21 protein-coding genes are annotated in these 23,043 nt (G+C 59.3%); 7 read left to right on the top strand and 14 right to left on the bottom strand.

Annotated features, from left to right (window positions below; all coding sequences use genetic code 11):
- Window positions 1-532: 532 nt before the first annotated feature.
- Window positions 533-874 carry a hypothetical protein gene (locus NR164_RS01470; protein ID WP_046385301.1) on the bottom strand — a complete coding sequence of 114 codons (342 nt, stop codon included), beginning with the start codon at window positions 872-874 and terminating at the stop codon, window positions 533-535.
- 132 nt (window positions 875-1,006) lie between these two features.
- On the opposite strand from NR164_RS01470, the gene NR164_RS01465 reads away from it, so the two are divergent.
- On the top strand, window positions 1,007-1,303 hold the full coding sequence (locus NR164_RS01465) for a hypothetical protein (protein WP_046383561.1): 297 nt from the start codon (window positions 1,007-1,009) through the stop codon (window positions 1,301-1,303).
- A 46-nt stretch (window positions 1,304-1,349) separates the two neighbouring features.
- Here NR164_RS01465 and NR164_RS01460 read toward each other — a convergent pair whose 3' ends face one another.
- Complete coding sequence (locus tag NR164_RS01460; RefSeq protein ID WP_256822165.1) at window positions 1,350-2,891, bottom strand: DUF6622 family protein; 1,542 nt, start codon at window positions 2,889-2,891, stop codon at window positions 1,350-1,352.
- 715 nt (window positions 2,892-3,606) lie between these two features.
- On the opposite strand from NR164_RS01460, the gene NR164_RS01455 reads away from it, so the two are divergent.
- Both NR164_RS01455 and NR164_RS01450 read left to right on the top strand, forming a co-directional pair.
- Window positions 3,607-4,539, top strand: a complete 933-nt coding sequence (locus tag NR164_RS01455) for a cation diffusion facilitator family transporter (protein ID WP_017846339.1) — start codon at window positions 3,607-3,609, stop codon at window positions 4,537-4,539.
- A 595-nt stretch (window positions 4,540-5,134) separates the two neighbouring features.
- Entirely contained in the window at window positions 5,135-5,371 is a 237-nt protein-coding gene (locus NR164_RS01450; protein WP_227778900.1) for a DUF2790 domain-containing protein, read from the top strand.
- Between the two features lie 259 nt (window positions 5,372-5,630).
- Here the strand turns inward: NR164_RS01450 and NR164_RS01445 are convergent, their stop codons facing one another.
- Window positions 5,631-5,894 (bottom strand): hypothetical protein, encoded by a 264-nt coding sequence (locus NR164_RS01445; RefSeq protein ID WP_156179940.1) that lies wholly within the window; start codon window positions 5,892-5,894, stop codon window positions 5,631-5,633.
- Between the two features lie 655 nt (window positions 5,895-6,549).
- Between NR164_RS01445 and NR164_RS01440 the strand changes: the two genes are divergently transcribed.
- Window positions 6,550-6,792 carry a Pathogenicity locus gene (locus NR164_RS01440; protein ID WP_046383567.1) on the top strand — a complete coding sequence of 81 codons (243 nt, stop codon included), beginning with the start codon at window positions 6,550-6,552 and terminating at the stop codon, window positions 6,790-6,792.
- Window positions 6,793-6,842: 50 nt separating this feature from the next.
- Here NR164_RS01440 and NR164_RS01435 read toward each other — a convergent pair whose 3' ends face one another.
- The 3 genes from NR164_RS01435 to NR164_RS01425 form a co-directional block, all read right to left on the bottom strand.
- Window positions 6,843-7,301: a hypothetical protein gene (locus NR164_RS01435; RefSeq protein WP_046383568.1), complete on the bottom strand. Its 459-nt coding sequence runs from the start codon at window positions 7,299-7,301 to the stop codon at window positions 6,843-6,845.
- Between the two features lie 113 nt (window positions 7,302-7,414).
- On the bottom strand, window positions 7,415-9,481 hold the full coding sequence (gene treS, locus NR164_RS01430; RefSeq protein WP_017846345.1) for a maltose alpha-D-glucosyltransferase: 2,067 nt from the start codon (window positions 9,479-9,481) through the stop codon (window positions 7,415-7,417).
- Window positions 9,482-9,567: 86 nt separating this feature from the next.
- Entirely contained in the window at window positions 9,568-10,335 is a 768-nt protein-coding gene (locus NR164_RS01425) for an AraC family transcriptional regulator (protein WP_102617052.1), read from the bottom strand.
- A gap of 198 nt (window positions 10,336-10,533) precedes the next feature.
- Between NR164_RS01425 and NR164_RS01420 the strand changes: the two genes are divergently transcribed.
- Genes NR164_RS01420 through NR164_RS01410 form a run of 3 tightly spaced genes read left to right on the top strand, consistent with a single transcriptional unit; the run spans window position 10,534 to window position 13,701 of the window.
- Window positions 10,534-11,460 carry a 4-hydroxyproline epimerase gene (locus NR164_RS01420; RefSeq protein ID WP_256822164.1) on the top strand — a complete coding sequence of 309 codons (927 nt, stop codon included), beginning with the start codon at window positions 10,534-10,536 and terminating at the stop codon, window positions 11,458-11,460.
- 41 nt (window positions 11,461-11,501) lie between these two features.
- Window positions 11,502-12,449 carry a dihydrodipicolinate synthase family protein gene (locus NR164_RS01415; protein WP_017846348.1) on the top strand — a complete coding sequence of 316 codons (948 nt, stop codon included), beginning with the start codon at window positions 11,502-11,504 and terminating at the stop codon, window positions 12,447-12,449.
- Window positions 12,439-13,701, top strand: a complete 1,263-nt coding sequence (locus tag NR164_RS01410) for an FAD-binding oxidoreductase (RefSeq protein ID WP_256822163.1) — start codon at window positions 12,439-12,441, stop codon at window positions 13,699-13,701. Before NR164_RS01415 ends, NR164_RS01410 begins: the two co-directional genes overlap by 11 nt.
- A gap of 67 nt (window positions 13,702-13,768) precedes the next feature.
- On the opposite strand, the gene NR164_RS01405 is transcribed toward NR164_RS01410, so the two are convergent.
- The 8 genes from NR164_RS01405 to NR164_RS01370 all read right to left on the bottom strand — a co-directional run bounded on the left by NR164_RS01405 (window position 13,769) and on the right by NR164_RS01370 (window position 23,033).
- A complete protein-coding gene (locus tag NR164_RS01405; protein WP_177033104.1) occupies window positions 13,769-14,752 on the bottom strand; it encodes a GlxA family transcriptional regulator in 984 nt (327 codons plus the stop codon).
- Window positions 14,753-15,419: 667 nt separating this feature from the next.
- Complete coding sequence (locus tag NR164_RS01400) at window positions 15,420-15,572, bottom strand: hypothetical protein (RefSeq protein ID WP_256822162.1); 153 nt, start codon at window positions 15,570-15,572, stop codon at window positions 15,420-15,422.
- A 182-nt stretch (window positions 15,573-15,754) separates the two neighbouring features.
- Complete coding sequence (locus tag NR164_RS01395; protein ID WP_256822161.1) at window positions 15,755-17,062, bottom strand: hypothetical protein; 1,308 nt, start codon at window positions 17,060-17,062, stop codon at window positions 15,755-15,757.
- A 151-nt stretch (window positions 17,063-17,213) separates the two neighbouring features.
- Window positions 17,214-18,950, bottom strand: a complete 1,737-nt coding sequence (locus NR164_RS01390; RefSeq protein WP_017846358.1) for a biotin carboxylase N-terminal domain-containing protein — start codon at window positions 18,948-18,950, stop codon at window positions 17,214-17,216.
- Window positions 18,947-20,548 (bottom strand): 5-oxoprolinase subunit PxpB, encoded by a 1,602-nt coding sequence (gene pxpB, locus NR164_RS01385; protein ID WP_256822284.1) that lies wholly within the window; start codon window positions 20,546-20,548, stop codon window positions 18,947-18,949. Before pxpB ends, NR164_RS01390 begins: the two co-directional genes overlap by 4 nt.
- Window positions 20,548-21,321, bottom strand: a complete 774-nt coding sequence (locus NR164_RS01380; RefSeq protein WP_256822160.1) for a LamB/YcsF family protein — start codon at window positions 21,319-21,321, stop codon at window positions 20,548-20,550. The genes pxpB and NR164_RS01380 overlap by 1 nt, the downstream gene beginning before the upstream one ends.
- Window positions 21,322-21,336: 15 nt before the next feature.
- Window positions 21,337-22,293, bottom strand: coding sequence for a DUF979 domain-containing protein (locus NR164_RS01375; RefSeq protein WP_017846361.1), 957 nt, complete (start codon window positions 22,291-22,293; stop codon window positions 21,337-21,339).
- Window positions 22,290-23,033 (bottom strand): 5-oxoproline transporter, DUF969 family subunit, encoded by a 744-nt coding sequence (locus NR164_RS01370; protein WP_256822159.1) that lies wholly within the window; start codon window positions 23,031-23,033, stop codon window positions 22,290-22,292. The genes NR164_RS01375 and NR164_RS01370 overlap by 4 nt, the downstream gene beginning before the upstream one ends.
- Window positions 23,034-23,043 lie beyond the last annotated feature (10 nt).

Genomic DNA, 23,043 nt, shown 5'->3' with positions numbered 1-23,043 from the left:
GGGCTTAAAGGTTCACGTCCGACGCGTGCCCTCATGCGAACTTAAAATCCCCCGCCCGTAAGGGCGTGACGGTTCGATTCCGGCTTCGGGTACCATGAATATCAAGGGCGTGCATGATGAACTTCGTGCAGGCCCTTAATGTTTGCGCTCCGCAATTTTAGGCCTTGCTCCGCAACTCCCCTCTCCCTGCGTCCTGCCGACCAAACACAACCCCCTCATTGACGCATCGACTCGCAACTCCGCTCTCCGGTCGGCGCGCTTGAGCGCATTGATGACCTAGACGCTTGATCACGCTGGCGAAGGCGTAATGCCCCGCCTACCCACCGCTTGCTGTAGCAGAGCGGTACCGGGTTACCAGATGCAGTGGTGTTCTTGAGGCCGCAGGCCTAGGGGCTGAGCATCCAGCGCAATCTTCCACACAGCACATGAACGATGCCCGACACACCGTTATCAATATCCGTATGTCGTTCCCTCGTTGGTTTGGCGAGACTGTAGCCCGAAGTATGCTGCCGGACCAAAAAGCCGTGGCTGATCAGCGCTGATTGATTTCAATCTTCTGCGTGGGATCGGGGCTGTATTTTTGGCGCGTCAACTGCGGATCACCCTTGGCCAGACAGAAGAAGTAAATCTCGGCCTCACCGCAACCGCCGTGTAATGCACATTCACTGGCCTGCATGTGATCAAGCAGGATTTCTCGGCCTTGGGACTCGCAGAATGTGTTCGCCTCTTTGAGCGCCTGCCCCTTCGCGGACGCAGGTCCGCCAAAAGGTACCCGGGTTGAAATCGTGTACGTATCAGGCCCGACCTTCATCGGCCCACTGTCCGCACAGCCCGCGAGAATTAGCGCAGACAAAACCGTCAGCCAAGCTTTCATTGTGGTCCTCCCCAGGAAAGTGTCGACTGTACCCCGCGCCTGGCCAGGCATCCAGCGTGGACGGAATGCCAGTAACCGACAATGCTCTCAGCGTAGTAGCGTTGTGCCTATCTGAAATGCCAAGGAACGGTAATGCCACATCGCCTCGCGAAGTTGAAAGCTGCACTCAATCAGACACCAAACGACTCTTACGAGCAGTTTCAGCTTCTGAGAGATGGTCTCCTAGCGTCCCTGGTGGATTGGCCTGTACAGAAATGGGATGTAGCTGATGAGCATTTACCAACAGACCAATGCGCCTCTCAAAACTCAAGAGACTGGCTCAACGCATTGACAATTGTACTGGGCCAAGAGCTCCCTGCGAACAAGTTAGAAGCGACTCCTGAGCGGCTGAAAAGTATCTTGATGTTGACGCCGATGATTTCAATTTAAAACAAGAAGTCGCCGAGCAGAATGCTCTCAACCCTCACGCGCAAGGCTACGAACGAGATGCTTGCCAGCACCGTCGGGCCCGGCACGCGAAATAGCCACTCCAAGCTCCCAACCCGCCGGCCACCAACATCTGCAGCGGCCATTGATCGAGCGGTTGGAACTGCAGCGCACGGGCCACGCCTAACAGATAGCGCGTGATGAAAATCCCCAGGATTACCAACAGCGGCACCCAGCTCCCACGCACTATCAGTCGAGCCGAACTGTCATCCCACTTCACGAAACCGCCATCCATTATCCGCGAAGCGATCATGCAGACGGCGACAAGCCCCACGAGCCAACACCCAATTGCGGCGATCCAATACCGGGTGTACTGAAAAACTCCCAACAGGGACAACATGAGCATGCCAATGGGCAACAGCAAGGCGAGGCTGAATCGCACCCGTCGTGTGCGTGTTTGCATCAGCCCCAACGCGCAGAGCACAAAAAACAAACCGAAGACCCATCGCGGCGTGTAGCTGAGGATTTCCATCACAGTCAGTTGCGCAACCTTGGCATTGGCAGTCGCGGGCGTTGTCGGTTGTCCGGATAGCGGGATTTCGTCATCAGGCGCAATGAACGCAACGAGCGTGGACAACAAGCGCTCATGCACCGCTTGGCGATCCACACCAGCCTTGTCCACACAGAGCGGAACGTCATTGACCTTGGCGTCATGATGGCAAATGGAGAGAAAAACAAAGTGCCCCTCTCCGCCTTCCAACAACAATGTTTTTACGTAAGGAATCGCGGCCGCATAACGGGCACCCTGACTGTTCCAAGGCAAAAAATCATCGTGGAGAGCCCCCACCACCAGCGCTGGAACTCGCGAGCCCGCCATGGATTGCTCAAGTAATGCTGGCCCTAGGGCAGGGTCCAGCAGAACGATTTTCCTGACCCTGGAGTCGCGATAGTTACCGTTGAACAATGAGATAAATGAACTTGGCGCGCGCTTGATGTCGTGGGCGTAAGAACACGAACGGTCGCCCTCTGCTTGCCCGGTACCGCAATACTGCGCGAACGCCTGAAGGTCAAAGCGTGCTCCCACCAGCAATGCAGCCGTCTGGCCACCGGCGGAGTGGCCAATGACGATGGCATCGTCCCAGGAGACTTGTTTTTGAAAGGGGCTCAGCTTTTTCAGCGCATCCAATACGCGCGACACATCCAGGGCCCGCTCCCACACCATACCGGTCGCTCGGAAGGTCTGTGTCTGCTCCCCGTAGACCCGGGACTCACCGAAATGATTGAGACCTATGACGATATATCCCTTGGCTGCCAAGCCGTCACCGATCCAGGCGTAATCGTCTGACGCCCCCATACTGCCATGTGAAACGACGATGACCTTGTGAGTAACCGCTGACTCATCAAGGCACAGCCCCGACGTTTCTGGGGAACATACGCCTTCGGGATACCAGATAGCCACGCGTATTGGCCGCGCTGCATCTGGTGCGCCGAGATCCATCACGACGTCTCGAACCTGACCGTTGCATACCATCGACAACAGTGACAGTACAGAAACAGCCAGCAGATATATCCACCGCGTCAGCATATCCATCCTTGATATCAAAAACGCTGTCAGCTCTAACCGGTAAAGCAAGCGCAGGCTTAGTACTCGATTGAGGTGCGTGACATATTTTGCCCATCGTCTCGTTACGAAATGACGATGCAAATCTTACCGTCACCAATCACCGGAGGATGACCGAGGCGCTTTGCTCCCCGCAACTCCCCCTCTCCCCCGGCTTCCTGCCGAATCTACTACCATGCTGCTTACTCTACGCAGGCACACCGAGGCAAAACTCAGACCCGCGATCCTCCTCCCCCTAAAAAATCGCCGCTAACCAGTTCGTCCTGGGACTTTGTAGCGCAAGGTTCTGAACTTACCGCCCAATACATCTATTACAAACAAACACCCCACGACAATCACATTATTCTTCTGTGCATTTTTCTTGCGCCTGACCGCTTCGGCTCGAGAGATAAAACCCACCCCGCCGCACCGGCCCACCTGTTCTTTAGTGAAGTTGAGAGTCATCCCTATTTGACTTACAAACCCTGCAGCAAGGTGGAAAACTTAGTTACGCGAAGTATTAGCATTTACATCATTACAATCAGACCTAAATACCGATAAATAGGCACTTTTATAACTCATCGCACCTTGCTTTAATTAAGGCAGACGCCTTACCCTCCAACCCCGATAAAAAGCGCAACCAGTACTAAGTAGTGGCGCGTCTTGCCGCGCGAGACGAGTATCAATTTCAATTAGAGAAATACACATGAATCATCAACAGATCTCTGAACAATCTGAAGACGAGGAATATAGTCAAGTCGCCCGCGCGGCGGCAGCCTCGCGATGCACTTGGATGAGCGTCATCGTCAATATCGCGCTGTCGTGCACACAGATTGTCGTAGGCGTGATGTCAAAATCCCAGGGGCTTGTAGCCGATGGTATTCACTCGCTATCAGACTTGATCGCCGATTTCGTAGTGCTGTTCGCCAGCCACAAAAGCAAGGAGGACGCCGACGAAGGTCACCCCTATGGGCATCTGCGTTTCGAGACCGCCGCATCCATGGTATTGGGCATACTGTTGTTGATCGTGGGCGTGGGCATGATCGGTTCTGCAGTGTTCAAGCTTGAAACCCCTGAATCGATTCCAACGGTACACATTGCGGCCTTATGGGTTGCTATCGCAGCGCTGGTGGCCAAGGAGCTGTTGTTTCGCTTTATGCTGCGGGTGGCCAAAAAAGTTAAGTCTAGTCTGTTGGTTGCCAATGCCTGGCACGCAAGGTCCGACGCCGCCTCCTCCTTGGTTGTCGGCATAGGTATTGTGGGCAATCTGGCGGGCTACCCGATTCTTGACCCGATTGCTGCGCTGGTTGTTGGAGGCATGATCGCCAAGATGGGTTGGAGTTTCACTTGGGATTCATTGCACGACCTGATGGACCGATCGGCTGATGAGCAGGAAGTCGAAACTATCCGCAATACGCTTAAAAATACCCCCGGCATTAAAGGTGTACATGATCTACGCACTCGAAAAATGGGGGACATGATCATTGTCGACGCTCATATCGAAGTGGATGCCTCAATTACCGTTGAGGAAGGTCATGCCATTGCAGTTTGCGCAAGGGAAAATGTGATGCAGATTCATCGTGTTTTGAATCTTATGACGCATGTAGATCCCTGGCACCGCCCCGACCTTGATCATTAACCTGGCGCGACGCCGGCAACATGATCCGCCGACAGGGATAGTGCAAAAGCAACTCGCCAAGCATCACAGACATATCACGAAATTTTCACATAACACTTGAATACCCAAGTACCGAAACAAACTTAAGTCTGCGAAATACTCTCAATTATTTTTATTCATGAGTGCTTTAACCAGAACGCTTAAATATTGAAATAGCATGCCAATAGTATTAATTCAAACCACCGTCACTTAATGCTGAGACGCTCGGTTTTGAGATTCGTACTACCCCCAACCCCATGCTTTCTCACGGCACTAAACAAGCGCAAGTTCGCGTCATCGACAGGAGCAGAACCGAGTGTATTGGCTGGGGTGGCTACCAGGCGCCGGAGTGAATTATTACTTTTTCAACAACAATGCTTTCCAGTCTTTGGGATTTATCAAAATCGCCATAGGCATAAACTAGACCCAGCTTCCAAACAAAGCGACGAAGCGCGAATCCATAGGGTCCAAGCAAACCACCCACCCGCGCCTCGTAGAGCCTTCGGCCATAGCCAATCCGACTGAAGACGTAAATCGTTTGCATCGTTGGGACACTGAAAAAATGAAACTGTTTAAAATGTTGATTGCTGCTTCTTTTGTAATGCTGGGTAGCCAGATGGCGTTTGCCGATGAGCCTGCCGTTGAGCAATACAGCTACAGCTCGCACCTCGACATCGCCAAAGTGGTTCACATGGACTCCATCCCTGACAATGTCTGTGCCGTAGTCCCTGTCCAGATGACCTACCTGGACCACCAAGGTCACGAACATGTCATGCAATACAGTGTCATGGCTAACGGTTGCTCCAACGGCTAACAGAGTCCCGACAAAGCCTGCCTGATGGCAGGCTTGTTAAAACGCCCCACTGGAGCAAGCTGGGGGAAGTTCCCAGCACTATTTCCCGCCCTCTGCATCGGTGATGCAGACTAACCCCGCCCAGTGCGGGGTTTTTTATGCGCCGACAAAACCAAGCCAAGCCCAAGGAGCGCCAACTGCTGAAGCGGCGCTGCTCGATGAAAAGGCCTGGAACACGTCCAGGCCTTTTTCGAGTCGAACAACACTCGATTGCGTGCTGTCAGCCAGATTGATCGGGTGTCACGTCATCCCGAGGTTGAGCCTGCTCTAAGTTACGGTCTCCGGTATCCTCCAACGCCATCCGCCTATTCGATACGACGGTATCCAAGTTGTTGACATGGATCGCCTTGTTCCACCTGACTGAACTTACATCGTATTTAGCGGCAAGTGTTTTGACCTGCGCCAAACAAACTAACGGCGAAGTCTCTTCACGGCTGCCGCCTTCGGCAATAATTGCGAATTTCCACGCATCAAGATCCATCATGTGTTGGACTCTGACGCGTCGGACCTTCTTGTGGTCGCTCTTTATATAATGTATCTCGTAATCTGCCTGCATAAGTACCTGGCATTGTCTTTGATTATCACTCTTGCGTTGAATGTGCCGCGACGGAGCCCCTCAGCTTTTGAAGTGACAATCAAGCCAGTGGTCCAGCTCAGAAGCGGAATGGCGTTCGCGCGCGGGCACGTGGGCCAGGCTTTCCGCGACTCGGAGTCTATTTTCCGGGCTCGTGTCATAGCCTCTGGTTATTAAGAAGATCTCAATATACTCGGATGGACTAATGACTTTATTGTCGCCCACGAGAACCGCTTTTACATTGGCTTTTTCGTGAAACTGGTTTTTATACGTATATTCCAATTGGCTCACCTTTTTAAGAGGGAATTTATTTCCCTACTTCAAATATGATCCTGTTTTTTCGGATTAACTCCAAAGTCAGCTATTTTATTTTTTAATGGTGAGTGATTTAACAGTCAAAAATGTAACGTTCTTTATATGGCTCTTCAGCGCACAAAAACAGGAGTCCCGCGTGGCGCTGTGGTCGATAGCCGGGAAGTTCGATATACCCAATCAACAACGACCTATTGAGGCACTCTCCAGTATCCGGCACACTCCCGCGACTCTTGGAAAAAGGAATTCACCGATGCCATTCTCATTGGAAGAAAGAACAGCGTTGCTCGCACTCAAGGGGGTAGGCCCCACGGTGATTACCCGGCTTGAACAGATGGGCATTGAATCGCTGGACACACTCAGCCAATCCAACGTGGGGGACATCCTCGCCCAAGCCTCTGCGGCATTGGGCTCGACGTGCTGGAAGAACAGCCCACAAGCGCGCGCTGCCATCACTGCGGCCGTGGCGCTTGCGAGACGCAACCCGCAGCGGTAAACGCGTTCAATCGCCTCCCGCAGGGGTTGCTTGCTGACTACCTGCGCGGTCTAGCGTGGCTTCATCGCAGACAGCACGATTGATTCAACGAGACGCCGAGCAGCGAGGAACTTGTGTTCGCTTGGCGTATTCCACTCGTTGTAGAGCACCGGGCCTTTGTCACTCACCCAGACATCGCCATCTTTCAGAATGCGGAACGCCCAGATTTCTGGCCACGCCTCTCTCCCCTGCTCGTCCAGCGTGTGCTTGCGAAGCACCACGCGACCAAAGGTGCCGCTGCCCTCATTGGCATAGAGCAGATTCGCTCTGATCAGGCCGAAATGGCCTTCAAGCTGGAAGTAACCCTCTGGCGGAACGGTAAAGCTCACGCCAAAACGGCTGTGCGTAGATGTGAAGAGTTCAGAAAGACGCGTTCGCAGGCCTTCAGTGTACTTGGCGACTTGCTCGATATCCTGGACGACAGGTCCGATACCGTTCAGCGACTCTTCAGCATATGCATCAAACAACATGGTCGGGTTTCCTTTATGGCTGGATGAGCGTCGTGTCGGGTTGCCCTCAACCCGGGTGCCAACCTGCACCCAACCAGTTTGGCGGCTCGGTGCCGGTCATCACTTGATCTGCGCTAAAGCATCGGCGAACTGCTGACCACCCGCAACGCCAACCCTTCATACGCGTCCAGGGTAATGGTGAACGCCCCTTCGGCCGTCAGATCGCCCTCGACCCGTTCATTGATGATGTCCACCACCGGCCCCGGCGCGATATTGGGCAGGTGCAGGGTTTCGGTGATCGGCGTGCTACCGAAGTTCAACGCGGTGATTTGTGTGCCTTTACCGGCCGGCAGTTCGTGGACCATGACCAACAAGCCAGGATGTTCGACGTCCGGCACCAGGATCTGGCGACTGGCCGCGATGTCATAGGCACGGCGCACGGCGAGGATTTTCTGCAACTGGGAGGCGAACGAGTCCGGATCCTGCAATTGGCGGTTGAGGCTGCCGTACAGGGTTTTCGAACGCGGCATCTGCCCCGCCGAAAGCTCGGCCTGCGGGTTCAGGTCCACCAGGTCGTAGGCGCCGCGGTGTATCCAGCGGGTATCGCCATCAGTCATCAGGTGCGCGACGTCATCCGCCGCCAACGGCAATGCCCCGACCAGGTCCCAGCCGGACAAGGCGAACACGCCGGGCTGCATGGCGTTGTACATCACCAGGAGCAAATGGATCTGGCGAATCTGCTCGACATCGGCCGGCGTGATCGCCGCAAGGTCACGAATGCCGAGGGCCGCCGTGATGATGCTGGCGGTGGTGCAGGACACGCCATTGGTGACGAACTTGAGGTTGTACGGCGCATGTTCGCCGGCCAGGCGCTCGTACATCTGCTCGCGGATATGCTCGCGCAGGATGTTGCCGGGAAATGTCTGACCCTGGTAGAGGAAACTGTCATGGGCATGCAGGGTCCAGAAATGCACGAGTTCCAGGGTCAGTTCGTCATGGTTTTGCAAGGCATGGATCAGCGAGCCGGGGTCGATGCCGAGGTTGTGCATCTGGCGCAGCATCAGGCGCAGGAACTCGGTGTCGCCCATCAGCAACGCATGCTGATAGGCCGGACGCGTGATGAAGTCGTAGGAGAGATCAGCACCGCCGTGGGACATCGACGCGATGTCGTCCAGCGTCAGGTTCAGTTCCTGGAAGCTGAAACCGCCAGCCTTGCGAATCGCGCCGCCAAGCAATTGATTACCGGTGATCGACAGCGGATGGCTTTCCGACCAGGCCGTGCCGTCGAGCTTGCGCTCCACACCGAGGAAACCGTTGGCATCCAGGCGCAGGATCTTGGCGCCCATCACATCGATCGCGTGCAGCGCATCGCCAATGATCATCTGCTGCGCGGCGAAGGATGGATCGAGCCAGTTAAGCGACGGCTGGCCCTCCTTGAAGTAATGCAGGTAGACCCAGCGCCGCGGCTTGCCATCGACGCCGATGACCACCGGCGTGGTGCTCCAGTCGGTTTCCTTCACGCCAGGCTCGAAGAAAATCACCCGCTGCAACTGGCCGACAATGTAGTGTTTATCGCGCAGCGCGTCCACCTGCAGCGGGCTGAGGTTCTGGGCATCGCGCCCGTCGGCGACCTCCGGCAGCAACGGCCAGTCTTCCTCGCGGATTTCCACCATGTGGTAGAGCCCCGGGTAGTCCTCGTAGGCCATCTCGGCCAGGCGGAAATCCGCGCCCTTGCCGGTGTGCGAGGGGATCACATCGTCGATGATCACCGCATTGTGAGCCGCCGCCATGCGTGTCAGCGCCTGCAACTGCGCCTCGGTGCCCAACTGCGGGTCGATGTCGAAGCTGATGCGGTCGAAATTGCCATCGATGGTCGGTGTGTGTTCCGTCCCGGCCAAGCCGCCGGACTTTTTCAGCGGACCGTTGTGAATACCCTGGATACCGATCTTCGACAAGGCATGCCACAGCGCCTCATCGCCCAGCGCTTCGAGCACCGTGCCGTTTTCACGGGTGACAATCGACGCCGGGTACGCGGTGAACCACACCGACGACAAGGCCGAAGCATCACGCGGCCGGGTATGTGCATACGGCTGTTGCCACAGGCGCCCTTGCCCCGAATAGAGCTTGGCGCGCTGGCGCGCCGCGTGCAGCATCGACTGTTGCACCAGCCAGTTCACATGATCGTTGTCAGCCGCCGTCATAAGCCCATTACCTGTCGTCGTGAAAAGGTTACTCGTAAGCATAGGAGCGGCGAGCGGGGCTATTCGTTGCATCGCAATGCCGGCGGTTAGCCCAACTGGCGGTACTGCCTCGGGGTAAATCCCGTCGATGCCTTGAACTGGCGGCTGAACGCACTGTGGTCGGTGTAACCGCACTGCAGCGCGACGTCGGTGATCGGCAGGTCGCTGTGCAGCAAGCGATGGGCGTGCTCCAGGCGCACTTTCTGGATCATCTGCCGCGGCGTCAGGTGGAACACGCGCTTGCAGTAGCGCTCCAGCTGCGCCACCGAGATCCCGGCGATACGCGTCAGTTCGCCCAAGGTCACACGCCGATTGAAGTGCGTGCGAATGTGCGCGTCCACGGCGGCCAGGCGTTGGTAGGCGGGGTGGGTTTCGCTGGCCGATTGCAGGTCGACGGAAATGCCGGCCAGGCCGATGATCTGCCCGACGTGGTTGTACAGCGGCCACTTGTGGGTCAGGCACCAGCCCGGTTCGCGGCTGCCATAGAGATGCAACTCGAGCTGATCCGCCAATACAAACCCCTGCTCCAGCACGCGCCGGTCCTGCTCGGTATAACCCGGCCCCAATTGCGCGGGGAACACCTCGGCGCTGGTTTTGCCGAGCAACGGTTGCAGTTGCTTGAGCCCGCAACGCTGCACCAGGGTGCGGTTGGCGAGCACATAGCGGGCGTCGAGATCCTTGATGAAAATCGCGGCATTGGGGATCACGTCGAGCATCGGCAGCAGTTGCATGACGCCGGCCAATAACTGTTCGATGCTCTGCGGGCGATTCGCCTCGCGCCCTTGGCACAGGGCTGCAAACGCACTCTGCAACATCACTCCGCCCCCCCCTCTTTGCGCTTCGACGTCCAGCAGATTGCCCCATGCACGGGATGCTGTCGAGCGTAGAAAACTGTGTTGAATTCGTCATCCAACCCGGCGCAAAACATCAATCGTCGCAGCGCTGACGCGTTCACGATATGGCCACTGCATGCCTATCCCATCGGCCAGGCTCACCCCTGAACGGAGCGTGTCATGAAACGACTGCACGTCATCGACTCTCACACCGGCGGCGAACCCACGCGCCTGGTGATGGACGGATTCCCCGCACTGGCCGGCAACAGCATCGCCGCGCAACTCGACAACCTGCGCACCCACCACGACGCATGGCGCCGCGCCTGCCTGCTGGAACCGCGGGGCAACGATGTGCTGGTGGGCGCCTTGTATTGCGCGCCGGTCACACCGGGCGCCACCTGCGGCGTGATCTTCTTCAACAACGCCGGCTACCTCGGCATGTGCGGCCACGGCACGATCGGCCTGGTTGCCTCGCTGCACTATCTGGGGCGCATCGAGCCAGGCGTACACACCGTCGACACGCCCGTCGGGCCGGTGGCGGCCACACTGCATGCAGACGGCGCCGTGACCCTGCGCAACGTGCCCGCCTACCGTTTTCGCCAACGGGTAGCGGTGGAGGTGCCCGGCCACGGCGTGGTCCATGGCGATATCGCCTGGGGCGGCAACTGGTTCTTCCTGGTGTCGGAGCACGGCCAGGCGCTGCAGATGGATAACGTCGACGCCCTGACCGACTACACCTGGGCGATGCTCAAGGCCCTCGAACGCCAAGGCATCTATGGCGAAGACGGCGCACCGATCGACCATATCGAGTTGTTCGCCGATGACGCCCACGCCGACAGCCGCAACTTTGTCATGTGCCCGGGCAAAGCCTACGACCGCTCGCCCTGCGGCACCGGCACCAGCGCCAAGCTCGCCTGCCTGGCCGCCGATGACAAACTCGCGCCGGGTGAAACCTGGGTACAAGCCAGCATCACCGGCAGCCAGTTCGAAGGCCGCTATGAATGGGACGGCGAACGCGTGCGCCCGTACATCACCGGTCGCGCCTACATGACCGCCGACAGCACCCTGCTGATCGATGCGCAGGACCCTTTCGCCTGGGGCATCTGAGCCCTGCATGGTTTGACTGAATATTCCAAGGAGTTAGCCCAATGAGCGACACCATCTTCACCGGCTGCATTCCCGCACTGATGACCCCGTGTACCGCCGCGCGCAAGCCGGATTTCGACGCCCTCGTCGCCAAGGGCCGCGAATTGATCGATATCGGCATGAGCGCCGTGGTCTATTGCGGCTCCATGGGCGATTGGCCGTTGCTCACCGAAGCTCAGCGCCAGGAGGGCGTGGCGCGCCTGGCCGCCGCCGGCGTGCCGACCATCGTCGGCACCGGCGCGGTCAACAGCCGTGAAGCGGTGTCCCACGCGGCGCATGCGGCCAAGGTCGGCGCCCAGGGGTTGATGGTGATTCCCCGCGTGCTGTCCCGTGGTGCTTCGGCCACCGCGCAAAAGGCCCACTTCGCCGCGATCCTCGACGCTGCGCCCCACCTGCCGGCGGTGATCTACAACAGCCCCTACTATGGCTTCGCCACCCGCGCCGAGCTGTTCTTCGAGCTGCGCCGCGAGCACCCGAACCTGATCGGCTTCAAAGAGTTCGGCGGCGCCGCCGACCTGCGCTACGCCGCCGAACACATCACCTCCCAGGACGATAACGTGAGTTTGATGGTCGGCGTCGATACCCAGGTGGTACACGGCTTCGTCAACTGCAACGCGACCGGCGCTATCACCGGCGTCGGCAACGCCCTACCTCGGGAAGTGCTGCAACTGGTTGCGCTGAGCAAGCAAGCCGCCAAGGGCGATGCCAAGGCACGTCGCCAGGCCCTTGAGCTGGAGGCCGCGCTGGCGGTGCTGTCGTCCTTCGACGAAGGCTGCGATCTGGTGCTGTATTACAAGCACCTGATGGTGCTCAACGGTGACCATGGCTACGCCCTGCACTTCAACGAAAGCGACCAGCTCAGCGCGGCCCAGCGTCGTTATGCCGAAAGCCAGTACGCGCTGTTCCGCCAGTGGTACGCAAACTGGTCGGCGGAACAGAATGTCGCTTGAACCCACAAGCGCCGACATCGCCGTGGTCGGCGCGGGCATCATCGGCGTCGCCTGCGCCTTGCAGTTGGCACGTCAAGGGCGCCGGGTCGTCGTCATCGACGCGCAGCCCCCCGGCATGGGCGCCTCCTATGGCAACGCCGGCCATCTGGCGAGCGAACAAGTGTTCCCCATCGCCGACCTGTCGATCCTCAAGCGCTTGCCCACGATGCTGATGGACCCCATGGGCCCGCTGCGCCTGGACTGGAAATACCTGCCCCGCGCCCTGCCCTGGTTTGCGCGTTTGCTGCTCAACCTGCGCCCGGCCAGCTACCGGCGCACGGTCGCCGGCATTCGCGCACTGAACGAAGGCAGCCTGGGCGCATGGCAGCGCCTGCTGCAAGGCATCGACCGGCTGGAGCTGCTGCGCGAAGACGGCTCGTTGCTGGTGTTCGAGCGTGCGGATTCGCGAGGGGCCATCGACGCGCTGCAGCAACGGATGGCGCAGCAAGGCGTGCCGGTGGCGTTCTGGTCGGCTGACACCATTCGCAAGGCCGCGCCGCAGTTGAGCGAGCACATCCAGGGCGGGCTGTTCTTTGCGGGCACCGGGCACTTTCTCGACCCCTATCAAGTGGTGTGCGAACTGGTGAACGCCGCCACAGCCAACGGCGTGCAATTCCTCACCCGCCAGGTGCTGGGCGGGCAAGTCGACGCCCAGGGCGTCACGCTGACCACCGATCAAGGCCCATTGGCCGCACGCCAGGTGCTGATCGCGTGCGGAGCCCACTCGGCGAAACTCACCGCCGCCTTGACCGGCAAGCACGTCCCCCTCGACACCGAACGCGGCTACCACCTGATGCTGCCCCACGAACATGAACGCCTGCCCTTCGCCGTCACCTCCCTGGAGCGCAAGTTCATCATGACGCCCATGCGCGGCGGCCTGCGCCTGGCCGGTACCGTGGAATTCGCCGGCCTGGAGCGCCCGGCGAATATGCAACGCGCCTGGCAGCTGCATCGCCTGAGCAAAGGGCTGTTCCGGCAAGACCTCAATGCGCAGGACGCCACGCCATGGATGGGCTTCCGGCCCTCCCTGCCGGACTCGCTGCCGATCATCGATCGGGTCGCCGACGGCAAGGTGTTGCTTGCGTTCGGGCATCAGCATCTGGGGTTGACGCAGGCGGCGGTGACTGCGGAGCTCATCGCGCAACTGGCTTCGACGCGGCCGCGGCTGTCGGGTTTGCCGGAGTTGGAGGGGTATCGGTTGGCGCGGTTCTGAAACGTATGATGAGAATCAGCACTCCGTGATCATGACTCGTCACACGAAAAATCCAACAACCTCCACGCTACTTGACCAACCTCTTTTCCTTCGACGGCCTGTAGCCGAAATACGAGCTATAACACTTGCTGAAATGACTCGGCGAAACAAACCCGCACGCCACCAGCACCTCCACCTGCGACAACTCAGTGTGTTGCAACAGCCGGCGCGCCTCGGTCACCCGCAGTTCCATGTAATAGCGCTGCGGCGTGGTGCCCAGTTGTTCCTTGAACAGCCGTTCGAGCTGGCGGCGGGAGCGGCCGGCGTAGACGGCGAGCTGGTCGAGCTCCAAGGGTTCTTCGAGGTTGGCGTCCATCAGTTTCACCACCTCGCGTAACGGCGCGCTGACGCAGATGTTTTCCGTCGGTTTGATGCGCCGGTAGCGGGACTCCTCAAAGGCCAGGATATCTTCGATACCTTCGACCAAGGCCTTGTCGTGCAGGCCCTTGATCCAATCCAGCGCCATGTGGAAAGCGCCGGACGGACTCGAGGCGGTCAGGCGGTCGCGGTCGATGACATACGGTTCGCTGGTGACGTGGGCCGCCTTCGACACTTCCGCCAGTGCCGGGCGATGTTCGGGGTGGATGGCGCAGCGGTAGCCCTGCAACAGGCCGGCGCGGCCGAGGAACCAGGCGCCGTTCCACAAGCCGGCCAGGCTGACGCCCTGCTCGGCGGCATTGCGCAGCAGGTGGATGACGTCGTCGCTGGCCTTGAGTTCGGTGCGAAAGCCGCCGCAGATCACCAACAACTCCAGCGTTTGCAGGGCCGCCACGTCGAGGCGTGCATCCGGGCGGATCACCAGGCCCAGGTCGCTGATGACTTCGCCGTCGCCCCAGCCGAACGTGCGCGATGCGAACAACTCGGGGCGCAACAGGTTGGCGGTGACGAAGGTGTCGAGGGTCTGGGTGAAGGCCGGCAGGGAGAAGTGTTCGAGCAGCAGGAAGCCAACGCGGGTGGCTGACGCCGGCTGGCCGGGTATTTCATTGAGGTAGCGCAGGTTCTTGCCTTTCATGCCACCGCTGAATTGACGTCTTTCCATCGAGGGTCGGCCCTCTCTTCTTGTTGAGGCTGTGGGCGCCATCTTAGGGGGAAATGCTGCGGCTGTCTCAGGTGGCGCGCCGTACCCTCAAGACATGGTTCACCTGCTGATCTTGATAAACCCAGCCCTCTCCAACCCCCCGGGCCAAAGCGTTGCGCGCGCATCTGATACGGTTTTTTCTTTACTATCTGCGCCTGTATCGAAATGTCATCGAGGCGGACAATAGGGCCACTCCCGACACCCTTGTCGAGCGCGACAGGAATGTTCCTGCCGCCCCCTTCCCTTCGGAGGCCTTATGACCAAGATGGCAATTTTCCTGTTTGGCTTTTTGGTGCTGACCATTGGCATCGGTCTGCTGGCGACCATCTCGCCCGTTTGACGTCAGCGCAGCCCCGGCACTCAACGCGAAAACAGCCTCGGGTACAGCGACAGCACCAGCAAACTGGCCATCGACACATTGGCTCAAGCCTTTCACAAAGCTTTCACAGGTGAACGCCTAGTGTTGTTTCAGCTCCTAGAGAAACACCTTTTAGCCCGCTCTCCCCATCGCGGGCTTTTCTTTGCCTGTGATTTAAGCCAGGCAAAAAAAGGCAAGCCACGCCTCATCAAGATGAATAGCGTGGCTTGCCCCAATAAGCCGTTACTTAACGCAGACCGGGACCGCCCGGACCGCCATGGCCACCGCCCTGACCGTGGCCACCACCACCACCACCACCACCACCACCACCACCACCACCACCACCCGGCGGCATGAATATCCAGCAGCCCGACAGGGACGATAACAACGCGACAATCAGTGCCGCCTTAGTTAGATTGTTCAACTTCATCACAACACTCTCTAGTCACAAGCTTTAATGCTCGATGGATAAGACCGCTCAAAATTAAGTGCGTCACGCCTATCGTGTAACTTGATGGTATTGAATGTATTGGAAAGGCTACAAATACCTGGTCGCTATAGGCTGATAGCGGTGCGACTCACTGAGGGCGAAGATCGGGAGTCTTGGGCGTTGTGATGTCCCAGACGTTAGCGTCTCGATGAAGCTGTTCCCACGCACGAACTTTTAGACGAGCCCCGTTAAAAACGCGCACATAGTTTTCATACTTTATCTTCGCCGCAGCCTGAGGCGACAATGTCGCAAACACCGGATCCAGGATGTTAGAAACACTCTTATAGTCTTGGGCGGCCATTAATTTTCCGGGGGCAACGGTCATTCCGGCACCTGGAAGAGCCTCGAACTTGTTGCGCCCGAAAATAACGGTATCAGAGCCCCAAAGAATCCGGTCCTGATATTTATCTAGAAATGCAGTCCATTCTTCAGTCGATGGCATTGCTGAGCCAGGATGAAGAATCGTTTCCTGTACGATATCCCAAGAAATATCGACCAGCCAATTATTGCAACTATCCAAGACTCGACCAACGATTGCCAAGTGGTTTTTTGTAGGTTTGACGAATCGCCCCAAACCGGTATGAGCCCAAATAGTGACCGTTTTGGGGGCCGTTGAGCACAGCGATTTCAGTTCTGCCTCATAATTCCGTTCAGGGTGGAGAGCTTTTACTTCACCGGTGTGTGTAACATCCGAATCATAGACATCGTTGTGAAGCGTCGCCACGAGCCCTATTTCGCCAGCTTCCTGGAGAAGGCTGGAGAGTGATTCTGAAGTCAGGGACATCGTCTCGTCAGCGCTGTGAACGTCCGATGGAATATCGCCTGCGGCAGTGTGGCTGATTGGCTCACCCGCGATTTTCTTGGAGACGACTTCTTTATGAATTGTAAACTCACCGATCCCAACAAATGCCCCGGGGTACGTGAGTATCGCCCGTTTCAGATGCTGAACGGCATAGCGATCCATGGGATTAAATCCCGTGATCATGAGATCTAATCGTTCTTGGTACTCCCGGGGCAGTTCAAGATATTCCTTGGCGTACATGGCATCGGCGAATGCATAGTAATAAAGATCTGACTTCGGCCCAATATAGTAGTTCGGCCCGAACGCATCCCCTCCGGAATTTGCTTGGTACCCCTCAAAACTGTCCCATCGTTGTTGCAGTGGCAGTGGCATCACGACCGAGCGCGTGATACCCGTCGACATGTAGTTGTCTACCAGATTGCGCAGCGTTGTGCCTTGGAAGGCATAGTTGGAAATATGAAAGTGAGAATCCGCGAGTGGCTCAGTAGGTTTGGTGAAATCAGCGCTGCGCTCTGGCGGTGACGAACACCCCGATGCTACTGCCATAAAAGCAACCAAAGCTGTCCGTTTCATTTGAGTTGCAACATCAATCATTTATTCACCCCGTCTAAAAAATCACAACCTTCAACCAAAATTGAAAGCTCGTTATAAGCCGTATCTGTTTTCTTGCCGGTTAACGTCCATTTACAACAGCGAATAATTCAGTCGTCTTGAGCCGAGCCCAGGGCGAGCGAGTCGACTCTCATCAACTCACAATTTTTGCGATTGCAATGCCTGCGGCGACGGTCGAGCCCACGGACACCGTTAGGGTGATGCGTCCTGCGCGGTGTGCCGTGACTTGCATTTCCATCTTCATCGCCTCCATGGATGCGAGGGTGTCGCCCACAGCCACGTTGTCGCCGTCGGCGACGTTCCAGGACTGCAGGGTGCCCGAGATCGGGGCTACAACGGCGGCGGCATCCGTCGAAATGGAAGACACATCAGCCCCCTCGCGCTCAGCAGACGGCGCAGTGGAATGTAGCCCGCGCAGCAGTTCAGCCGGCAACCCGAGCGCAATCCTTCGGCCATCGATCTCCACGGCCGTGCGTACCAGCGCGATATCGGCCAGCGGTTCAGGCCGTACAGCGGCCGCCAGCGTGTCGGCAAAATCTGTCTCGATCCAGCGCGTATGCACGCTGAAAGCATCGGCTGATGTGAAATCGGCGTGCGCCATCACCGCCCGGTGAAACGGGAGCACCGACGGCACCCCTTCGATTCGGAACTCCTTCAGCGCCCGGCGCGCGCGGGCTATAGCCTGGGCACGGGTGGCGCCAGTAATGATCAACTTGGCCATCAGCGAATCGAATGTACCTGGGACGGTAGAACCCGACTGCACGCCGGTATCGACGCGCACGCCGGGCCCCGACGGTGCCTCGAACAGATGCACCAACCCCGGCGCGGGTAGAAAGCCGCGCCCCACATCCTCGGCGTTGATGCGAAACTCGAAAGAATGACCGCGCGGCTTCGGCGTCTCGGTGACCGACAGCGGCAAGCCATCGGCGATGCGCAGTTGCTCGACGACGAGGTCGATGCCCGTTGTCTCTTCGGTCACTGGATGCTCGACCTGCAGGCGCGTGTTGACTTCCAGAAACGAGATTGTTCCGGAGGGACTCAAAAGAAACTCGACAGTCCCCGCACCGACGTAGCCTGCCTTCGCGCACACATCGCGCGCCGATTGATGGATGCGCTCACGCTGCTCATCACTGAGGAAGGGCGCGGGGGCTTCTTCCACCAGCTTCTGGTTGCGCCGCTGCAACGAGCAATCGCGCGTGCCGAGCACGACGACATGGCCGTGCGTATCGGCGATCACCTGCGCCTCGACATGACGAGGCCGATCGAGGAACTGTTCAACGAAACACTCGCCACGGCCGAAAGCAGTGACCGCTTCACGCACCGCCGACTCGTACAATTCGGCTACTTCGTCGAGCCGCCATGCGACCTTCATGCCGCGGCCGCCACCGCCAAAGGCCGCCTTGATGGCGATCGGCAGGCCGTTCTTCTCGGCAAAGGCCACGACCTCCTGCGCATCGCGCGCGGGCTCCGACGTGCCAGCCACCAACGGCGCACCGACAGCCAGGGCGATCTTGCGCGCCTGCACCTTGTCACCCAATGCCTCGATGGCTGCCGGCGAAGGGCCGATCCACTTCAGGCCCGCGCCAATCACGGCCCTGGCAAAAGTTGCGCTTTCCGAAAGGAAGCCGTATCCGGGGTGTACCGCGTCGGCGCCACAGCGGTCGGCCACGGCGAGCAGCTTTTCGATGTTCAAGTAGGTGTCGGCCGGGCGCTGGCCGTCAAGGCCGTAGGCCTCATCGGCCATGCGAGCGTGCATCGCGTCGATGTCGGCGTCGGCATACACCGCGACGGATTTCACACCATAATCGGCACAGGCGCGCACGATGCGTACAGCGATCTCGCCGCGGTTGGCGATAAGAACTTTCTTCATGGGGTTTCTCGCAGGTCGGAAGAGAGGGCCGCGGTGAACGCGCGTATGGGGTTGAAGCGCACCTGCGCACCGATGGGGATCTGCCCCGCACGGTCGAGGTGGTAAGGGGCGACAGCGCCGATCACTGGGTAGCCACCGGTCAGCGGGTGGTCGGCAAGGAAGAGCACGGGCTGGCCGCTTGGCGGCACCTGAATCGCGCCCAACACGGTGCCTTCGCTGGGCAGTTCGGCGATCTGTGCGCGCATCAACGGCGTTTCACCGGCCAGACGCAGGCCGACGCGGTTCGATTGCGGCGTCACAGTCCACAATTGGCTCGCCAACAATGCAATGGCCTGCAGTGTGAACCAGTCGGTGCGCGGCCCCATCACGACATCGAGCACCACGGTCTGCGTCGTCGTCGGGAGATCGGCACGAGGCGTTTCGGGCGCGCCGACGATGGAGCCATGCGTGACCACAGGTACCGGCAAAATGTCACCGGCTTTGATGGGCGGCGGACCGACCTGCGCGAGCGTGTCTGTCGATCGACTCCCGAGCACGGGCGCGATCGCGAAACCACCGCGCACCGCCAGGTAGCTGCGGATGCCGGCACGCGGGTCGCCAAGCGACAGACTGTCGCCATCAGAAAGTGCGATGGCTTCATGGCCTGGCACACGATATCGAACGCCGTTCGCACGCGTGAGTTCGATCGGCGCATCGGCACCGGTGAAGGCCACCACCGTGTCTGCGCGGCTCGTGATTTGGAAACCACCGTAGACGATCTCGACGCAGGCCATGTCGCTCGCATTGCCGACTAGACGATTGGCCGCGCGCAGTGCGCCCTTATCCATCGCCCCTGAGGCGGATACGCCCTGCCCGGCCAGACCCTCGCGCCCGAGATCCTGGAACAGCGCCTGCAGGCCGGTGCTACGGACAACAAGCGCCGGACCATTGTGGAGCGGAACCTCGACGGGGCCAGGCGACGGCGCTGGCAAAGCTGAAACCTGCCGCCCTGAAACATCGACGAAACGTACCTTGAAGCCCGGTTGCAGCAGCGCCGGCACGTCACGGCTTAGGTCCCACATCGGCGTGGCAGTCACGCCGATGATCTGCCACCCCCCCGGACTGGCCCGCGGATAGACGCCGCTGAAAGCGCCGGCCAACCCCACGGCGCCCGCGGGGATGCGCGTGCGTGGCGTAGTGCGACGCGGCACGTTGAGGCTTGGGTGGCCGCCGCTCAGATAGGCGAACCCAGGTGCGAAGCCAGTGAAGGCAACGGTGTAGTCGCAGCCGGTATGGCGGCGAATCACCTCTTCGCGCGAGAGATCAAGCATCTGCGCGACCTCGTCAAGGTCCTCTCCTTCGTAGGAGACCGGAATCTCCACGCGAGTGGTCGCACGCTCGATCTGCGCCGTGAGGTCGCGGCGGCTGATGCGCGTGACGAGTTCATCATGCGTCACCGTGTTAGGCCGGAAGTGAACCATGACCGTGCGCGCGGCCGGTACGAGTTCGACGATGCCATCGATGGGCTCGGCCTGTAGTGATGCAAGCAGCGCCAGCGTCTGCGACAAGTCATCCAGCTCGACCAACAGGGCGTCGAGATTAGCGGGCAGAAATCGCATCACGGTACGACTCCCATGTCGACGAAAGGAGTGACCTTGACGCCCGAACGCTCAAGCAGCGCACGCACTTGCCGCGCCATCTCCACCGCGCCGGGGCTGTCACCATGCACGCAGACCGAATCGGCCTTAAGGCACACGATGCTGCCGTCAATGGCCGTGACCGCACCCTCGGTCGCCAGGCGTAGCATGCGCTCGGCAACATCCTGTGCATCGTGCAGCACGGAGCCCTTCTCGCGACGGGAGACCAGCGAACCGTCCGGCATGTAGGCGCGATCGGCAAAGGCTTCGGCCACAGTGCTCAGCCCGCTTGCCTGCGCCCAGCCGAGTAGCGGCGAGCCGGCCAAACCGACCAGCACCAGCGACGGGTCGATTGCGCGGATGGCGGCAATCACGTCGTGTGCCTGGCGCTTATCGTGCGCGATGGTGTTGTAGAGCGCTCCGTGTGGCTTGACGTATCGTACCGACGTGCCGGCCACCGCAGCCAACCCCTTCAGCGCGCCGATCTGGTAGATCACGTCAGCCTGCAGGTCGGCGCTTGCCACGTCCATTTGGCGGCGGCCGAAACCGACGAGGTCGGGATAGGCGACGTGCGCGCCTACTGCCACGCCGCGCTCCGCCGCTTGACGTAGCGTCCGCAGGATGCCGGCGGCGTCGCCAGCGTGGAAACCGCAGGCCACGTTGGCACTGCTCACGATGCTGAGCATCGCGTGGTCGTCACCCATGCGCCAGGCGCCCAGGCTTTCACCCAAGTCACTATTGAGGTCTATCTTCATGTTGTTTTCTTTTCTTTAGCGAAACATCAGGAAATACAGGATGAAAACATTGCAAGTCAGCAAGGCCAGCGCCGTGGGCACCTGCGCGCGGATCACCGCGTTTTTGTCGGGCAGTTCGAGTAGGGCCGCCGGTACGATATTGAAGTTGGCGGCCATCGGCGTAAGCAAGGTGCCGCAATAACCCGAGAGCATGCCGATGGCTGCCATAAGGGCCGGGTTACCGTCGTACATGCCGACCAGGACTGGCACCCCGACTCCCCCTGTCATCACGGGGAAGGCGGCGAAACCGTTGCCCATGATGATGGTGAAAAGCGCCATGCCAACCACGTACACCATCACCGCGAAGAAACGTACATCCATGTTGATGTAGCTGGTGGTGATATGCGCCACGGCCTTGCCCACACCGGCGTCGGAGAATACGAGGCCCAGCATGCCGAGCATCTGCGGCAGTACCAGCGCCCAACCGAGCGCATCGGTCAGCCGACGCGATTCGCGGATGCCTTGCATCGGCGTTTCGTTCGTCATCTTGCAGACCAACGCAAGCGCGACCATACAGCCCAGCCCTAGGCTTACCATCGTGGTGTTCTTCGGGTCGAGCAGCGGTATGCCGCCAACCACGAGGTACTTCGCCGACAGCGTGCCGATCATGGTCACGACCGGGATCGCCAGGGCGGGGATGAAAAGTTTGTTGCCCAGCAGATTGGCGCTGGCCGAGTACTCCGCCGCCGAGCGGGCCACGTGACGGCCAATGCCGACACCGCCGAAGGCTGCAATCAGCGCCATCACCACAACACCGACGCCGACCCAGACCGGTGGCAACTGGTCACCGAGCAAGAAGACGAGCGAATAAAGGCCCCAGAAAAAGGCACTGGAATAGCGCTTTGAGTGCTGGCGATCCATGAGCGTCATCACCGCGGTGATGGCGAGGATGGCACCGACGAGGTAGTACAGGTGCGTGATCGTGAGCGTCATGGTCGGGACTCCTTGCCTTCGACTGTGACGGTTGCGGCCGCGGCCGCGGCGCTGCCGGCCATTTCGCGCATCAACCAAGTGTCAAGCCGGCGCAGGCGCCAAGCATGGATGGTGAATGCGCAAATAGCTGTCGGAATCCCCCAGAGCGCGACGCGGATCGGCTCGACTTCGATGCCCGCCTCACGCAAGAACGTGGTCATCAGCACGATCGCGCCGAAAGCCACGAAGATATCTTCGCCGAAGAACAGGCCGACGTTATCGGTCGCTGCGGCATACGCTCGCAGCTTGTGGCGAACCTTCTCCGGCAGTGCCCCAAAACGGGCTTCGGCAGCACCTTCTGCCATTGGCGCGAGCAGCGGTCGCACCATTTGTGGATGGCCGCCCAGGCTGGTAAGACCGATGGCTGCGGTCATCTGGCGTGCGCCAAGGTAAACAATCAGCAAGCGGCCCGCAGTCGCGGACTTGATGCTGCTGATCCATCGCTGGGCGTGCTGGCGCAAACCATAACGCTCGAGCAAGCCAATCACCGCCAGCGGTAGCAGGATGATCAACGGCAGGTTACGTGTCTTGATGAAGCCTGTGCCGATGGCGGCAAGAATCCTGTCGACCGGAAAGTGCGCCGCGAAGGCGGTGACGACGGCCGTGACAATCACGACCAACATGGGATTAAAGCGCAGGACGAAGCCCACGATGATGACGACGACCCCCAGCAAGGGCCACAAGTTGATGTCAGTGGGCACGGGCGTTTCT

The sequence above is a fragment of the Pseudomonas sp. Pse79 genome (assembly GCF_024519615.1).
GTDB lineage: Bacteria > Pseudomonadota > Gammaproteobacteria > Pseudomonadales > Pseudomonadaceae > Aquipseudomonas > Aquipseudomonas veronii.
The sequence above is the reverse complement of the archived record's forward strand: the minus strand, read 5'-3'. Positions and strand labels throughout refer to the sequence as shown.

Bases quoted from the DNA above. Each gene is read 5' to 3' on its own strand.
- NR164_RS01470 (WP_046385301.1), bottom strand. From the start codon at position 874: ATGAAAGCTTGGCTGACGGTTTTGTCTGCGCTAATTCTCGCGGGCTGT.
- NR164_RS01465 (WP_046383561.1), top strand. From the start codon at position 1,007: ATGCCACATCGCCTCGCGAAGTTGAAAGCTGCACTCAATCAGACACCA.
- NR164_RS01460 (WP_256822165.1), bottom strand. From the start codon at position 2,891: ATGGATATGCTGACGCGGTGGATATATCTGCTGGCTGTTTCTGTACTG.
- NR164_RS01455 (WP_017846339.1), top strand. From the start codon at position 3,607: ATGAATCATCAACAGATCTCTGAACAATCTGAAGACGAGGAATATAGT.
- NR164_RS01450 (WP_227778900.1), top strand. From the start codon at position 5,135: ATGTTGATTGCTGCTTCTTTTGTAATGCTGGGTAGCCAGATGGCGTTT.
- NR164_RS01445 (WP_156179940.1), bottom strand. From the start codon at position 5,894: ATGATGGATCTTGATGCGTGGAAATTCGCAATTATTGCCGAAGGCGGC.
- NR164_RS01440 (WP_046383567.1), top strand. From the start codon at position 6,550: ATGCCATTCTCATTGGAAGAAAGAACAGCGTTGCTCGCACTCAAGGGG.
- NR164_RS01435 (WP_046383568.1), bottom strand. From the start codon at position 7,301: ATGTTGTTTGATGCATATGCTGAAGAGTCGCTGAACGGTATCGGACCT.
- treS (WP_017846345.1), bottom strand. From the start codon at position 9,481: ATGACGGCGGCTGACAACGATCATGTGAACTGGCTGGTGCAACAGTCG.
- NR164_RS01425 (WP_102617052.1), bottom strand. From the start codon at position 10,335: ATGTTGCAGAGTGCGTTTGCAGCCCTGTGCCAAGGGCGCGAGGCGAAT.
- NR164_RS01420 (WP_256822164.1), top strand. From the start codon at position 10,534: ATGAAACGACTGCACGTCATCGACTCTCACACCGGCGGCGAACCCACG.
- NR164_RS01415 (WP_017846348.1), top strand. From the start codon at position 11,502: ATGAGCGACACCATCTTCACCGGCTGCATTCCCGCACTGATGACCCCG.
- NR164_RS01410 (WP_256822163.1), top strand. From the start codon at position 12,439: ATGTCGCTTGAACCCACAAGCGCCGACATCGCCGTGGTCGGCGCGGGC.
- NR164_RS01405 (WP_177033104.1), bottom strand. From the start codon at position 14,752: ATGAAAGGCAAGAACCTGCGCTACCTCAATGAAATACCCGGCCAGCCG.
- NR164_RS01395 (WP_256822161.1), bottom strand. From the start codon at position 17,062: ATGATTGATGTTGCAACTCAAATGAAACGGACAGCTTTGGTTGCTTTT.
- NR164_RS01390 (WP_017846358.1), bottom strand. From the start codon at position 18,950: ATGAAGAAAGTTCTTATCGCCAACCGCGGCGAGATCGCTGTACGCATC.
- pxpB (WP_256822284.1), bottom strand. From the start codon at position 20,548: ATGCGATTTCTGCCCGCTAATCTCGACGCCCTGTTGGTCGAGCTGGAT.
- NR164_RS01380 (WP_256822160.1), bottom strand. From the start codon at position 21,321: ATGAAGATAGACCTCAATAGTGACTTGGGTGAAAGCCTGGGCGCCTGG.
- NR164_RS01375 (WP_017846361.1), bottom strand. From the start codon at position 22,293: ATGACGCTCACGATCACGCACCTGTACTACCTCGTCGGTGCCATCCTC.